Source organism: Rhodococcus sp. 320_ES, from assembly GCF_059691855.1.
On record NZ_JCAWAG010000002.1, the window covers coordinates 637,160 to 651,149 of the forward strand.

The following is a 13,990-nucleotide window of genomic DNA, read 5'->3' on the forward strand; positions in this document are numbered from 1 at the left end:
GGAACGACACCCGAATCGGGCGGTGCGAGTCATCGTGAGCTGTCGAGTGTGACCTGGGTAACCCGAGAGTCCCGGAATTCGGGACAGAAACACATGGGTTCACGTGTCCCGGAAAGTGGGACTGTCGTGGTGACTGGCACCCATGAACGGGCGCACTCTCGTCGGGTCGCAACGCATTCCAACGCCAGAACGGACTCACCATGAACACCAGCCACGACATCGCGGACCAGGAGAAGACCGACGTGCTGATCGTCGGCTTCGGTCCCGTCGGAAAACTGCTGGCCATCAAATTGGGGACCAGCGGTCACGACGTCGTGGTGATCGACAAGAACGCCGCGGGCTATCCGTTGCCGCGCGCGGTGACTCATTGCTCGGACTTCGCGAGGATTCTGCAGTCCGTCGGCCTTGCTCCCGACACGATCCCGCAGATCACCGAGCCGTACGACGACATGTACGTCTGGCGGAACGGTGCCGGCCGGACGCTGGTCGAGGTCGACTGGACCGGGCGTGGTGAGTCCGGTTGGTACAACACGTATTTCTTCAATCAACCCGACCTCGAGGACGCACTCGACGCGATCGTGGCGGGCATACCGAACGTTCGCGTGAGGAGAGGGTGGGAAGCCAGGTCACTGTCGCTGGACGAGGATCGGGTGACCGTCGACGTCACAGCTGTGACCGACGGTGCCACGTCGGAAATTGCCGCGCAGTGGGTCATCGGAGCCGACGGAGCCAACAGCACCGTCCGCTCCCTCGTCGACATCGAATGGCACGACGACGGCTACTTCTACGACTGGCTCGTGGTGGACGTCAAACCTTCTGCCGACGTGAGCTTTCCACATGTCGCGGCGCAGACGTGCGACGTCGAACGGCCCTCGACGATGGTTCCGGGCGGACCCGGTCGCAGGCGATGGGAATTCATGCGCCTACCGCACGAGACCAAGGAGGAATTGAACAGAACGGCCACGGCATGGTCGCTCCTGGAACCGTACGGCCTCACCGCGGACAACTCCGATCTCGAACGGCATTCGGTGTACACGTTCCAGGCGTGCTGGGCCACGGAGTGGCGAAAGGGAAGGGTCCTGATCGCCGGAGACGCCGCGCACCTCATGCCCCCTTTCGCCGGGCAGGGTCTCGGCGCAGGCGTACGCGACGTGATGAATCTGAGCTGGAAACTCGACGCCGTCCTGCGGGGCCAAGCCCCGCACAGCCTGCTCGACACCTACGGAGCCGAACGCCTCCACCACGCACAGGAATTCGTGAAGTTCTCGACATCGCTGGGGCAGGTCATCTGCATTACCGACCCCGACGAAGCAGCGGAGCGTGACAGCCGCATGATCGAGGAGTGGGAGCGAGGGACGACCCCGCCCACCCCCCCACGTCCGGGTCTCGGGGTCGGCCTGCACACCGGTCCGCACGGAGGTTCGTTGGCGCGACAAGGGCGGGTTTCCCTGGGCGGCGAGATGACCTTGTTCGACGACGCGTTCGGCGGACCCGGAGCGGTCATCACCCGTCGAGCGTCCACGTTCGAAGACCTTCCGACAGCCACGCGTGACCGTCTGAACACGCTCGGCATGAGTTTGGTGGCGCTCACCGGCGCGGCCGACCGAGCCGTTGCGGTGGTCGACGACCTCGACGACACCTACGGCACGTGGCTGGACGAACTCGACGCCGACACGGTCATCGTCCGGCCCGATTTCCATCTCTACGGGGCGTTTTCGGTATCGATGACGGCCTCGGCCATCGACGACTTCGTCAGCCGCGTCACCGGTTCGGCGCCTGCATTCGTTCGCAGCTGAGCGGGGAGGCAGGCTCACGCGCCGTCGACCTTCCGCTCACGCCGGCTAGGCCAGTGGGTCCAATCGGTCGCCCCTCGAGAACGACGCTATCGGGCCGATGGTGCCGGTTCGTCGAACTCGTCGTGCCGCCGCATCCAGAACGCCGTCTCTTCCTGCGGCCACCCCGGAGGAACGTCTTCGCCTTCGATCTGTCCGCCATACGGTGTCAGGTCGACGAGGCTCATCACGCTCCCGATGCGACTGACCATCGACCCGTTCTGGAGGAAATATGTGCGGTAGATGTCGTCGCCGTCGCGAAGAAAGACGTTGAGCGCGAACCACTTCTCGGCGCCGAAGTCCTGGATGAACGAGTCGGTGCGGATCGTGTACCACGGCAGGTCCGTCCAACCCATCCGCTCGGCATAGGCGCGCAGTTGCGGTTGCGGGGCGGGCGACACCATCGCGAAGCTGATATCCCTGGCGTGCAGCAAACCGAGGTCGGCGACGCCGTCGGCCCAGGACGAGCAGCCCACGCACCCCGCATCCGGCCAACCGCCGACTCCCTCCTCGAAGAAGAAGCGGTAGAGGACGAGCTGAGTGCGGCCCTCGAAGAGGTCGGCCAGAGACAGTTCACCCTCAGGCCCTTCGAAGAGGTACTGGGTTCTCCACCTTGGTCATCGGCATGCGTTTGCGAGCTGCAGCAAGCTCGTCCAATTGCGCCGCGACCGCGACTTCCAACTCGGCCATGCGCTCCACAGCCGCGGTCCACTCCTCCGCGGAAACGATCGGTGGTCTCGCGATATTCATAACGCACTGTAACTACACCTCGGCGGGATGGTCTACCGCTGTTCGAAGCGAACTCGCGCAGAGTACGGCGTTCCACGTCTCGTCGTTCTGCAATTACGCAGCGGGCAGCGTCTACCTCGGCTTGGCGAGTGTCGTTGCAGCGCAGACACTCCTGACCTAGCAAAGCTGCTCAATTGCTCCGGTCGGCGAAACCTTCCGGGAGATCACCTGGCGCAGTCTCGATCACGGTCTCGTCGTCGATACCGACGAACTCGAACAGCGTGATGTGCGCGAACTCCGGTACGACGTAGATCGGGTACGTGGGTCCCTCGTCGCGGAGCTTCTGCATCCGGTCGAGGTGATCGTTCTGGTAGAGAACTGTTTTGGACCCGTCGAGTTCGACCCAGTGCGGAAAGAAGATGGTGCCGTGCAGAACTCGGTCTTCGGGAACGACGTTGACGACGACGTTTGTGCCGGTGGGTTCGTTCCACGAGACCTTGTAGACGCCGCGGCCGAGCCCGACCAGGTCGACCTCCTGATCCTTGACCCACCTGCCTCCGACCATTCCGGAGTGAATCCGGTAGTCGATCGTGGTGGCGTTCTTGACGTACATCTCGTACTGCCACCCGTTGGCGTAGGTGTAGATGAACCGATGGCCGACGATTGCGTCGAGGGCCTGATCGGGAGTCGGGTCGCTGACACCGGTGCGAATACTCATAGCACCATCATCACCTCGAATTGCGTTTGTTGCAAACCTAAATATTGCTCACTAATCTGTTGCGATGCACAACGGAGCACCCGGTCTCGCCGATATCGCGCGCAGGTTGAGCGCCGAGATCGGCCCTTTCCGCCGCGTTCTCCTCAACACCTCGCGCTCCCGCGCAGGACTCGAATCCCTGCCCGACGCCCAGATCGAAATTCTGCGGCGACTCTCCCCCGACAGATGGGAGAGCCCCACAACCCTCGGTCGCCGATTGGGCTTGGCTCGCCCTACGATCAGCAATCTCGTCCGCACCATGGAGCAGGACGGCCTCGTCGTACGCCGACCCGATGGCTCGGACGCTCGGAGCATGCTCGTCGGTCTCACGGAGCTCGCCCGGACACAACTGCACGTGTACGACATCGCGGCAGAGGGACTTCTCCTCGAAGTGCTGAACGACCTGACGTCGGACGAACAACGCATCCTGCGCGACACCGTGCCACTGCTCACCCAGATTCGCGGCGCGCTCGAGAGGATCGAGGGTCCGGCCGGCCGGCCGCAGCTTCTCGAGTAGTTTCCCCCTTATGCCGACGGTGTCGTGTCGGCGAGGCTTGGGCAATGAAGCGCAAACACTGGGCCGCCGACGCTGGTGCGATCGCGCTGCTGATCGTCTGGACGGCAACAGCCGGCGTGGTCGAGTGGTGGGGAATCTGGACACTCAACGTCGACACCTCGTGCGACGGCCCCCCGATGCGCACTTTCGGCGGAGGAGGATGGCTGGCATTCGCGGTGCCGCCGGTCTGGGCGGCAGCCTTCGCGGCAGTGGCTGTGTGGCGGCGCGGGACATGGTGGTGGGTGGCCGCGGGATTGGCGGCCGTCTCGGCGCTCGGCCTGGTGCTGAAGGTCGCGACGGTAGGACCGACTCAACTGTGCTTCTGAGTTCGCCGAACGACCTCGTAGCGAGTCACATTGCAGCGCAATAGTTATCGTTATTCGGGCAGCATTTTCGGGGCCAGCAGACCGACGCGATCAGCGTTCTCGCATCACGGTTTCGACGAATGTCGTGACGTGTTCGGCGACTACGACAGGCATCTCGTACGGGGCCATATGACCGCATCGGTCCAGGACATGAATCCGTCGGGGGTTCAGGATCGTCGTCACTTCGTCGAGGCGGTCGATCGGTGTCACGTCGTCCTCCGCGCCCCAGGCCAACATGGTGGGGAGACCTGATGTGGAGTGGTGCCGGTAGAGATCGTGGCGACCGAAGAGTGGAAAGTCGACCAGGGTCGAGACCAGGGAGTACATGCTTCCTTCGACGCGGTAGCACTCCTTGACCATGGACGTCAATTGCGCGGACAACCGCGCATCGCGCACGTTGTGACTCAGATGGTGATCGAGGAACAGCCCGCCGAAGCGTTTGGCCAGCGCTCTCCCGATCGAGCGAGTTCGCAACAGGTGCAACGGTAGCGGGCGGGACGAGTCGAGCCCAGCAGGACCCACCAACGAAAGAGATGCAACACCGCGGGAATGTTCGCGCAGGTATGCCATGGCGATCAGCGCACCCATCGACGTACCCACCAGATGTGCAGGAGTAACTCCGATTTCGCCGCAGAGGGCGGTGACCTGATCGATGAACAGCGGCTCGTCGTAAGTGCCGCGCACTCGATCCGAGTATCCCCGACCGAATGTGCTGTATGCCAGCGTTCGATAGCCCCTCTGGTGCAGGGCTGTCGCGAAACCGTCCCAGTAGTAGTACGGGATCGTCAGTCCACCGACGAGAAGGACCACGTCTCCGTCCTCTGGCCCAGCAAGTTCGTAGTGTGTGACACCCGGCTCGGTCACTGCGAAGTCTCCGCGTACGCGCGCTCGGAAGGCGGCGTCGAGCCGGATGTCCTCGTCGCCGGTGGTGAAGTACTTCATGATGGGTTCCCGTCCTGGCCGACAATGCGAGCGGAGTCGATGAACTCCCGTGTTCGATCTGCAACCCACAGGGGGTCTTCGTCCGGAACCAGATGTCCGGTAACGGGATTGACGACTTCTCGTGCGCAGGTCATATCGGTTTCGAACCCTTGCGAGCCCACCGCTGCGCTGGTGAGAACGAGTGTGGGCGCCGTGATGAAACGCAGCTGCTCGGTGCGGTCGATCTGATCCACCCGCGAGAAGTCGATGAACGCCTGTTGATTTCCGGGGCGCGTCATCATCGTGTGAACCCGCTCGACGAGCTCCGCAGTCACGATGGACCGGGCTGCCGGTCCCACCGTGGCCCGAAGACTTCGTCGGACGGTGCCGCGGGTGGTAGCTCGTCGCAGCAACATTCTGCCGATCGGGCTGCGGGCGAGGTGCATGGCCGCGGGCAGCTTCTTCTCGGGGTAGCCGGTGGCGTTGATCAACACGAGGGCGGCCACGCGCTCCGGTGCGTCCAGGGCCGTATTCCATGCGATGTTGCCGCCGAGCGAGTTGCCGACGATCACCGCGGGCTGCACCGCAAGGTCGCGGAGAAAGTCGACTACCACGTTCACGAAGGCGGCGATCGTGTAGTCGCGGTCGGCCCTCGGGCCGGTGAGTCCGAAGCCGGGAAGGTCCAAGCGTATGACGTCGTAGTCCCCTGCCAGGGACTCCGCGACGCGGTCCCACGTTCCCAGCGACGACCCGGTGCCGTGGAGCAGCAGAATCGGCGGGCCGGCGCCGGCGCGCTTGTAGTGGAGACGGATGCCTTGGACAACGTGAAAGCGTGAGTCGAGGTCTCCTGAGTTCATAGTGGTAACACTGTTACCGATATCGAGCGAAAGCGCAAGATCTCGATTCTTCGCACGCACCGATGGACCCGTGGTTTCTCACCGCGAATACTGGGTTGGTGAATACTGCAGGAACAGGTTCGGACGCGCCGAAATCACCTGGCCGACCGCGCGTTCCATTGGATCGCATCATCGGCCAGGCGCGCGAGATCGTACGGTCCGAGGGCGCCGCTGCGCTCACTATGCGAACGCTGGCCAGTCGGCTGCAAACGAGCCCAACGGTCCTGTACCGGGCCGTGCAGGACCGAGCGGATCTGCTCGATCGAGTGGTCGACGCAACGCTCGACGAGATCGACATCGAGTTCGACCCGGAGAGCAACGCGTGGCTCGACGAGTGTCGATCTGCTGCGATGACCATGTTCCGGGTGCTCTGCAAGAACGACGGGGTGGCACCGCTGATGATCGAACGCGTGCCCACCGGCCCGCGATCGATTGTGTTGCGCGAGAACCTGTTGTCGATGCTGTTGGGCCACGGGCTTTCTCCCGAGGACGCGTCACGCGTCTACGCGACGATGGTACGGACGGTCGTCGGCTTCGCAGCCCAGCGCGTCGGCTCCCCCGAAGCTGCCGCGCGAGAGTCGGAACGACTCAGTGCCGCCTACCAGAATTTCGACGCGTCCCAACTTCCCGCAACCGTGGCGGTCGCCCAGATCCTGCCGTTCCAAACGATCGAAGAAGAATTCGAGTTCGGCCTCGATCTGATGCTCAGCGGCTTGGAGCGCTACGTGAATCGCCAGGACTGAGCCTCGTCCTTGCCAAGGTGGCCCAATTCGGTAACACTGTTACCGAATTGACCGCGACCGGAACGGGACCTCATGACAGCGATACAGACCATCGACGTACTCGTGATCGGTGCGGGGCCTACCGGCTCCACCTTGGCTATCGATCTGGCACGCCGGGGCCATGTCGTGCGAGTCGTCGATCGATCGCCGTTGGCGTTCGACGGCTCCCGAGCAAAGGGCGTTCAACCGAGGACACTCGAGGTTTTCGGTGACCTCGGCGTTCTCGGCGAGGTCATCGCCGGCGGCGACACCTACCCGCCGATGGGAATTCACCTGGGCCCGCTGACGGTGCCGTTCCGCATGATCAAGAACTCCGAGGCAACCGATTCGGTACCTCACCCGAACACGTGGCTGATACCGCAGAACCGGATCATCCGAGCACTGCACGACCGCATGGCGGCTCTCGGGATCCAGGTCGAGGCCGACACCGAGTTCCGCTCCGTGAGTCAGAACGACGATCATGTCGTTGTCGTGCTCGACCGCGACGGAGTCGAGTCGGTCGTGCACGCCCGGTACCTCGTCGGGGCCGACGGCGGTGCCAGCGCAGTTCGACGTTCGCAGAACATCTCGTTCGAGGGATCCACCGACGAGGCCGATCGCATGATCATCGCCGATTTCGAGACCAGCGGGCTCTCTCGAAATCGGTGGCACATCTGGCCTGCATTGGGGGGTAGATTCACGGGCGCGTGCCCTCTGCCGCATTCCAATGTTTTTCAGTGGATGATTCGGCTGCGTGAGTCCGACGAGTCGGTCACCGACCGCGAGAGCATCGTCGAACTCGTTCACGACCGCGTGGGTCATCGGAACGTCACCCTGGGCGCCATGACGTGGACCTCACTGTTTCGGCCCAATATCCGTTTGGCACAACGCTATCGGCAAAACCGAGTGTTCATCGCCGGCGACGCCGCGCACGTTCATCCCCCGGCCGGAGCGCAGGGACTGAACACTGGTGTCCAGGACGCGTACAACCTGGGGTGGAAACTTTCCAGGGTTCTCGAGGGCGCACCGGACGACCTGCTGGACACCTACGAAATCGAGCGGCGCCCCATAGCCGCGGCCGTGCTGGGACTGTCGAGCGCCAAGTATCGAGGCATCGGCACACTCGATCGCAAGGCTCTACAGCGAGGGAACGACGAGAAGCAGCTGGCCCTGACGTATCGCGGTGGACCATTGTGCCTTTCGACCGAATCGACGTCCACGCTCCATGCAGGTGACCGGGCACCCGACGCTGCGCTCGTTCGCGCCAACGGTTCACCCGTCCGTCTGTTCGATCTCCTCCGAGGTGGCGCCTTCACACTGGTGACCTACGGTGCCGCAGCCGTGGGGCGGGCGCACAGCATCACATGGCCGTCCAGCGGAGCCGGTTTTCGTATCGTGGCCGTCGACTCCGATCAGGTGACCGACGTCGGCGAAGTCATCTCTACCGCGGACCCGTTCGGGAGTTTCCGGAGGGCCTACGGAATGTCACGCGACACGTACGTTCTCGTGCGACCGGACGGGTACATCGCCGCGATCACGACGAACGACGTCGTATCTATCGTGGACCGAGCCCGACGAGACATGACCGGAGTCGGCACCGAATCTTCACTGCAGAAGAAGGATTCGCGTTCATGACTCGGATGCGCCTCACCGGCGCCGACGTAATCACCATGGCATCGAAAAGGCCTCGCGTCGAGACCGTGGACATCGTCGTCGACGGCGAGGCAATTCACCGCGTCGGGAACTCACCGCGCGGCCCGGCAGCCGAAGAGGATACCGAGGTCATCGACCTCACCGGCAAGATCGTCATGCCCGGCCTCGTCAACGCACACATCCATACATGGCAGTCCGCCCTTCGGCTGGTGGGTGCGGACTGGTCGTTACCCGAGTACCTCGCACGCACTCACGGCGACATTGCAGGCGAATTCACCCCTGACGACATGCGCGTCGGCACCCTTCTCGGTGCCCTCACCCAGATCGACGCCGGTGTCACCACGATCGGAGACTGGTGCCACAACTGCTCGCACTACGACCACGCCGCAGCCGCCATCGAGGGTCTGACCCTGGCGGGCATACGAGCCTCCTTCCTTCATGGGACGCCACACGGATTCAGAGATCGCCCACACGACACCTCGATGTTCGACGCACTGGCGGCAGGACCCATCGCCTCGTCACCGCTTCTCACGGCAGGAATGGCAATCAAAGGGCCGACGCTGTCGTCCGAACGAACCGCAATCGCCGATTTGACAGCAGCCCGGGAACGTGGAGTGGTGGCGACCATGCACCAGAGTTCGGGTACACCCGGAAAGGCCTGGGACGCAGTGACAAGACGAGCGCTGTGGGGACCCCACGTCAACCTCGTTCACGGTACATCGATGCCCGACGATCTGGTGCGTCGTCTGAACGACCACGGGGTAACCTTCACCGCGACACCGGAGAACGAGCATAACCAGGGGCACTGCACTCGTGCCGTCGAATCGGTTCTTCGCCACTCGGGAAGCCTGTCGTTGGGGACCGACAGCGACGCGTTCGTCTCCGGCGACGTTCGAATTGCCGCGCGCTTCGCCCTGAGTCGCACTCGCGCAACAGATCACGACGCTTCTCGGGCGAGAACAGGTTCTGCCGTCCACACCCTTGCGAGCAGCCAGTGGCAAGCGTTGTCGTGGCTGACGCGCGAGGGCGCGAACGCGTTGGGGCTCGCGAACCGAACCGGTGCCCTCGCTCCAGGCATGGCCGCGGATCTGATCGTGATCGACGCCCGAGACATCAGCACATGGCCCCACCACGACGCCACCGCCGTCGCTCTTCACGCTCACCCGGGCGTAGTCGATTCGGTCATGATCGGCGGCAGGTGGCGCAAGCGACACGGTGTCCTCGTCGATGTCGATCTAACGACAGTCCAGGAGGACGCATGGCGGTCGGGGTCGCACCTCGTGAAACATCTCGAAGCGGATGGTCTGCGTCGACGTGTTCGTCGACGCATCGCACAGAAGGTCGTCGAACGTTCGTTGGCACAGCCCACCTCACCAGGCACCGAGTGACGCCACGGATTCGGCACACTATCGGAGCTGTCGGGGTGCCAACCGCTACCCGGACTTCGCGGCGGGTTGGAACGCCACCGTGAATTCTCGGCGCTCGAACTTCCAGAGTCCGTGGGCGTCTCGCCGGACGACGTCGGTGTAGTCGGCGACCATCACCGGCGGAAGAGGCAGCGGGGGCAGGCCGTCGGCAGCGTGCAGAGTCAGGACACTGGTCGCGAGGACCGTGTCTTCGGCCTCCACGGAGCCGATGTGGATATTGCCGAACAGATGACGGGACGTCCGGGGTCCGCGGCTGCGACGGAGCTCGTAGAGCGCGCGAATAGCGTCGCGGCCTTCCACGGCGTGCCCGAAGAGCACGTACTCACCGTCTTCCGTGAAGAGCTCGTCGACACCGTGGCCCTCGTGATGGTCTATGCGATAGGCGAATTCACCGATCAGGTCGACGATGGCATCGCGGGTCGCGGTGTCGACGCGGCGTTGGGGGCAGGAGTTGTCATTCACTCGTATCTCCAGGGGTGGCAGGTTCGGTGCCGGCCAGCATGGCGGGCAGTTGAGAGAGGGCGAGTTCGGCGACGCCGGTGACCACCGCGAGCGTGGTGTCGAGGTCCGCGTGTTCGCTGTCGAGTTGGTGTGAGACGAAGACACCGTCGAGAAGGATCAGCGCGATCCGACCGACCAGGCTTCTCGCATCGTCCCGTACCTGCGGGTCCACGGTCTCCAGAACCGGGTCGAGGGCCGACGCGACGACGGTCCGGGCGCGGTCACGAACGCGCTCGACCGTCGCCCGGACGCCGGCGTCCTCACTTTTCTCGAGCGCGAGGAGAAGGAAGAGTCGAAGAAAATCGGGGTCGGACACCAGCACGCGGGCGGTTGCGGTCAATCGCGTGGTCAGGGGCGAGTCCGTTTCGGACACAATCGAATCGACGGCGGCAAAGGTGCGGTCGGCGACCGTGTTCATCACGGTGTCGAGGAGTAGCTGCTTACTACCGAAGGCGTGGTAGATCGACCCCGAGTGGACGCCTGCGGCGCTCGCGATCGCCGAGATTCCGGTGGCGGAATATCCGCGGGCGCAGAACAGGGTGGTGGCCGCGTCGAGAATCGCGGATCGAGATGCATCACCCCGCGCACGACGCCCGTCGGACGCAGAGTCGTTGTCCGTCACGGGCTGCCCCTGCCGGCCGAGACCGCGGAGGTGCGGTCGATGCCGTTGTCCAACAGTCCGATTCCGTCGATCTCGATCGACACCCGATCGCCGTGACGGGTGAGGTCGATGGCGCGGATGGTGGGATAGACGTCGGGTTTGCTGGGCCGTGCCGCGGTGCCGGAGTGGACGATGTCGCCGGGCAGAAGCGTCATCGACTGCGACAGGTGCGAGAGCACGTCCTGCACGGGAAAGGTCAGGTTGGCGGTGGAGTCCTCGAGCACCAACTCTCCGTCGAGGTAGGACCGCACTCCCAGTGCGTTCGGATCGCCGATGTCGGCGCGTGCTGTCACCCACGGACCGACGGGGGTGAAAGTGTCGGTGCCTTTCGAGCGTGCGTGGTAGGTCAGATAAAGCGACCTGTCGTCGTCGCCGCGACTGCGACGCCAGGGCTCGTCGACCGAGAACCCCTCCGGCATGACGAGTTCGACGCTGTCGTCCGACTTGATGCCCGGCGACGTGATGTCGTTGACGATCGTGTAACCGAAGACTCCCGCGAGAGCGTCGGCGGGACTCACCCGCCGGAGGCGTCGACCGATGACGGCGCCCAGTTCCGGCTCCGGGTGCACGACACCCCACGCAGGATCGACTTCGATCAAACCGCCGTGCCCGAGCAGCGACGACGGCGGTGCCAGAAAGTACATGGGCGCCCGCATCTTTCGCACCGCAAGATGATCGAACACATCGTTGTTCAAGGCCACGCCCACGATCTTCGACGGTGCCGGAACCGGCGGCAGCCACGTCGCGTCCGCCAGCTCGAACCCGTCGGACCGGTCGGACTGGACACGTCGCATCAGGTCGTCGAACTCGACCGGCTCGAGGTCGATCACCTCCTGCAGGGTGATCGAGACGACGGACAGCAGGGCCGCAAGGTCGACGACCTGACGGCCGTCCCCGCGGTCGACGATGACGGTCCGACGACCTCCGGTCGTTTCGATGCTTGCAAATCGCACGGTCACACACCTCCGTTGATGATGATGAGTATCGCAGCCGACGCCAGGACCGACGATCCGACGGCGAAGAGAATGACGTTCAAATCCAGCGTGATTCGCCTGCGGCGGACACGCGCCACGATCGGGCGGTATCCGTTGGGGTCGGCGAGCTCGCCGCCGTAAAGCCTCATGGTCGCCCATGCGAGAAAGAACCCGCTCAGAACGATCACGGAGATCCCGAATGCAACCCACACCCGAATGCCGATGGGGCCGAGAGGAACCCACGTCAGCACAAGCGCAAGCACCCCGACACCGATGTGTGTGACCACCTGCCACACGACGTGAAACCGGGCGTGGGCAACCCATCGTGGATTGGTCGCGTGAGTGCGGTTCAGGTCCGCAGCCGAGGCCACCGCAGCGAAAGACAGAACGCTGACGGTGACCAACACCTGTATCGCAATGATCACAACTTCCCCCGGATTTAGTTTATCGATCGTTCAAGTAACATCTTGGCACGATAGGACGGCCACCCACAAGACCCGTCCACGAACCCCCACCTCCGGAGAGGACCCCTTAGTCATGACCGAGTACGTGCTCGACCCGACAACTGCCGACCTTCGTTTTCATGCCCGCGGACTGTGGGGCGCCGTCCCGGTGACCGGCACGTTCGGCCGCGCAAGTGGACACCTGACGTGGCACGCGGGAGCGACCGGCAGCGTCGACATCCGAGTCGACGCGGACAGCATCGACACCGGAATCGCACTGCGTGACAGACACTTACGCGGCACAGAATTCCTGGACACCGATCGTCACCCCAGTATTACCTACCGCGGCGACGTCTCGGTCGCGCCGGGTGGGCTGCGACTGGACGGTTCGTTGACGGTGCGCGGACTCGAGTCCACGCAGGTCGTGGACGTCAGCACCTCCGAGGACGGTCGGAACATCACGGGCCTTGTCAGGGCGACCATCGACCTGAACGCGTTCGAGATCATGCCGCCGTTCAAGATGACCCGCCGCGAGGTGCGACTCGTTCTGCGTGGGTCGTTCCGGCCACGGTGACCGGCATTGTTTTTCGGTCCTTGGACGTTCTCGCGCGTACGCGCGAGGCGAGTGCAACCTGACGACGGGCACTGTTCGACGATCCCTGTGGTTTGCGGGTCGTAACCCCCGACTGAACGATCGATCATGGGTGACGATATCGGCAGTACGAGAGGACGACGCACCCGCCGTGAGACCGATGACGAAGATGTTGGTCGATGCCGGGGTGGCTTGTGCCCGTATGTACAACCGATTGGAAGTCCGTAATCACTGCGCGCTCCCGACGGGCCCGGTGCTGTTCGTGGCCAACCATGGGTTCGGCGGGATCGTCGATCTGAACTTGCTGGCGGTCGCAGCCGCCTACGACGAACTCGGCGACGACCGCGACATCGTGACTCTCACGCATGCGATGGCGTGGAAGCTCGGGATCGGACGTGTTGTCGAGGAATTCGATGCACGGCCCGCCGGTCACGACACGGCCATGAAGGCCTTCGCCGAGGACAAGCACGTGCTCGTCTTTCCGGGCGGAGACATCGACGCGATGAAGCCGTGGTCCGACCGCAACAAGGTGTTGTTCTCGGGCAGAAGTGGTTTCGCGCGCCTCGCGATCGAAGCCGGTGTGCCCGTCCTACCTGTCGTCACAGCCGGCGCTGGAGAGTCACTGTACGTGCTGAGCAACGGAAAACGGCTCGCCCAGATGATCGGCGCGACGAAACTGCTGCGGCTGCACTCATTTCCAGTGTCGGTCTCGTTGCCATGGGGATGGAGCGTGGGACTTGCCGGGCTGCTGCCGTACGTCCCCCTGCCGACGAAACTCGTCACCACGATCCTGTCGACGATGGTCCTGAAGGAAGACGAGAGCCCCGAGTCGTTCGCGGACCGCGTGCATAATGCGATGCAAGACGAGATGACCGACATGACGAGTGGTCGACGGCCCGTCATCGGGTGACACGCGCGAACG

General features: G+C 63.8%; 16 protein-coding genes and 1 pseudogene. 8 read left to right on the forward strand and 9 right to left on the reverse strand.

All coding sequences use genetic code 11. From position 1 onward, the window contains the following. Positions 1–200 precede the first annotated feature (200 nt). Complete coding sequence (mhpA, locus tag AC59JP_RS09705; protein WP_497325546.1) at positions 201–1,796, forward strand: bifunctional 3-(3-hydroxy-phenyl)propionate/3-hydroxycinnamic acid hydroxylase MhpA; 1,596 nt, start codon at positions 201–203, stop codon at positions 1,794–1,796. Between the two features lie 86 nt (positions 1,797–1,882). Here mhpA and AC59JP_RS09710 read toward each other — a convergent pair. The 3 genes and pseudogenes from AC59JP_RS09710 to AC59JP_RS09720 form a co-directional block, all read right to left on the reverse strand. Further along, positions 1,883–2,419, reverse strand: a pseudogene (locus AC59JP_RS09710) (DUF899 family protein); the annotation flags it as partial. Beyond that, positions 2,412–2,582 (reverse strand): DUF899 family protein, encoded by a 171-nt coding sequence (locus AC59JP_RS09715; RefSeq protein WP_497325547.1) that lies wholly within the window; start codon positions 2,580–2,582, stop codon positions 2,412–2,414. The pseudogene AC59JP_RS09710 and the gene AC59JP_RS09715, both read right to left, overlap by 8 nt. 169 nt (positions 2,583–2,751) lie before the next feature. Continuing rightward, positions 2,752–3,279, reverse strand: coding sequence for a phenolic acid decarboxylase (locus AC59JP_RS09720; RefSeq protein WP_497325548.1), 528 nt, complete (start codon positions 3,277–3,279; stop codon positions 2,752–2,754). A gap of 64 nt (positions 3,280–3,343) precedes the next feature. On the opposite strand from AC59JP_RS09720, the gene AC59JP_RS09725 reads away from it, so the two are divergent. Together AC59JP_RS09725 and AC59JP_RS09730 are read left to right on the forward strand one after the other, a co-directional pair. Next, positions 3,344–3,835, forward strand: coding sequence for a MarR family winged helix-turn-helix transcriptional regulator (locus tag AC59JP_RS09725; protein ID WP_497325549.1), 492 nt, complete (start codon positions 3,344–3,346; stop codon positions 3,833–3,835). 44 nt (positions 3,836–3,879) lie between these two features. After that, on the forward strand, positions 3,880–4,200 hold the full coding sequence (locus AC59JP_RS09730) for a hypothetical protein (RefSeq protein ID WP_497325550.1): 321 nt from the start codon (positions 3,880–3,882) through the stop codon (positions 4,198–4,200). Between the two features lie 90 nt (positions 4,201–4,290). Here AC59JP_RS09730 and AC59JP_RS09735 read toward each other — a convergent pair whose 3' ends face one another. Beyond that, positions 4,291–5,181, reverse strand: coding sequence for an alpha/beta fold hydrolase (locus AC59JP_RS09735; RefSeq protein WP_497325551.1), 891 nt, complete (start codon positions 5,179–5,181; stop codon positions 4,291–4,293). After that, positions 5,178–6,017 (reverse strand): alpha/beta fold hydrolase, encoded by an 840-nt coding sequence (locus AC59JP_RS09740; RefSeq protein ID WP_497325552.1) that lies wholly within the window; start codon positions 6,015–6,017, stop codon positions 5,178–5,180. The genes AC59JP_RS09735 and AC59JP_RS09740 overlap by 4 nt, the downstream gene beginning before the upstream one ends. A gap of 275 nt (positions 6,018–6,292) precedes the next feature. Between AC59JP_RS09740 and AC59JP_RS09745 the strand changes: the two genes are divergently transcribed. The 3 genes from AC59JP_RS09745 to AC59JP_RS09755 all read left to right on the forward strand — a co-directional run bounded on the left by AC59JP_RS09745 (position 6,293) and on the right by AC59JP_RS09755 (position 9,858). Further along, on the forward strand, positions 6,293–6,799 hold the full coding sequence (locus AC59JP_RS09745) for a TetR/AcrR family transcriptional regulator C-terminal domain-containing protein (RefSeq protein WP_497325553.1): 507 nt from the start codon (positions 6,293–6,295) through the stop codon (positions 6,797–6,799). 72 nt (positions 6,800–6,871) lie between these two features. Then, positions 6,872–8,452, forward strand: a complete 1,581-nt coding sequence (locus tag AC59JP_RS09750; RefSeq protein ID WP_497325554.1) for an FAD-dependent monooxygenase — start codon at positions 6,872–6,874, stop codon at positions 8,450–8,452. Beyond that, complete coding sequence (locus AC59JP_RS09755; protein ID WP_497325555.1) at positions 8,449–9,858, forward strand: amidohydrolase family protein; 1,410 nt, start codon at positions 8,449–8,451, stop codon at positions 9,856–9,858. The genes AC59JP_RS09750 and AC59JP_RS09755 overlap by 4 nt, the downstream gene beginning before the upstream one ends. A gap of 45 nt (positions 9,859–9,903) precedes the next feature. Here AC59JP_RS09755 and AC59JP_RS09760 read toward each other — a convergent pair whose 3' ends face one another. Genes AC59JP_RS09760 through AC59JP_RS09775 form a run of 4 tightly spaced genes read right to left on the reverse strand, consistent with a single transcriptional unit; the run spans position 9,904 to position 12,458 of the window. Then, the gene (locus tag AC59JP_RS09760) at positions 9,904–10,359 is read right to left on the reverse strand and encodes a nuclear transport factor 2 family protein (protein ID WP_497325556.1); all 456 of its coding nucleotides are present in this window, start codon (positions 10,357–10,359) and stop codon (positions 9,904–9,906) included. Beyond that, positions 10,352–11,020 (reverse strand): TetR/AcrR family transcriptional regulator, encoded by a 669-nt coding sequence (locus AC59JP_RS09765; RefSeq protein WP_497325557.1) that lies wholly within the window; start codon positions 11,018–11,020, stop codon positions 10,352–10,354. Before AC59JP_RS09765 ends, AC59JP_RS09760 begins: the two co-directional genes overlap by 8 nt. After that, the gene (locus tag AC59JP_RS09770) at positions 11,017–12,012 is read right to left on the reverse strand and encodes a fumarylacetoacetate hydrolase family protein (RefSeq protein ID WP_497325558.1); all 996 of its coding nucleotides are present in this window, start codon (positions 12,010–12,012) and stop codon (positions 11,017–11,019) included. Before AC59JP_RS09770 ends, AC59JP_RS09765 begins: the two co-directional genes overlap by 4 nt. A gap of 2 nt (positions 12,013–12,014) precedes the next feature. Next, the gene (locus tag AC59JP_RS09775) at positions 12,015–12,458 is read right to left on the reverse strand and encodes a hypothetical protein (RefSeq protein ID WP_497325559.1); all 444 of its coding nucleotides are present in this window, start codon (positions 12,456–12,458) and stop codon (positions 12,015–12,017) included. A 112-nt stretch (positions 12,459–12,570) separates the two neighbouring features. Here AC59JP_RS09775 and AC59JP_RS09780 point away from each other — a divergent pair, with 112 nt between their 5' ends. Together AC59JP_RS09780 and AC59JP_RS09785 are read left to right on the forward strand one after the other, a co-directional pair. Further along, positions 12,571–13,050 (forward strand): YceI family protein, encoded by a 480-nt coding sequence (locus AC59JP_RS09780; RefSeq protein ID WP_497325560.1) that lies wholly within the window; start codon positions 12,571–12,573, stop codon positions 13,048–13,050. Positions 13,051–13,228: 178 nt separating this feature from the next. Then, positions 13,229–13,978 (forward strand): 1-acyl-sn-glycerol-3-phosphate acyltransferase, encoded by a 750-nt coding sequence (locus AC59JP_RS09785; RefSeq protein WP_497325561.1) that lies wholly within the window; start codon positions 13,229–13,231, stop codon positions 13,976–13,978. Positions 13,979–13,990 lie beyond the last annotated feature (12 nt).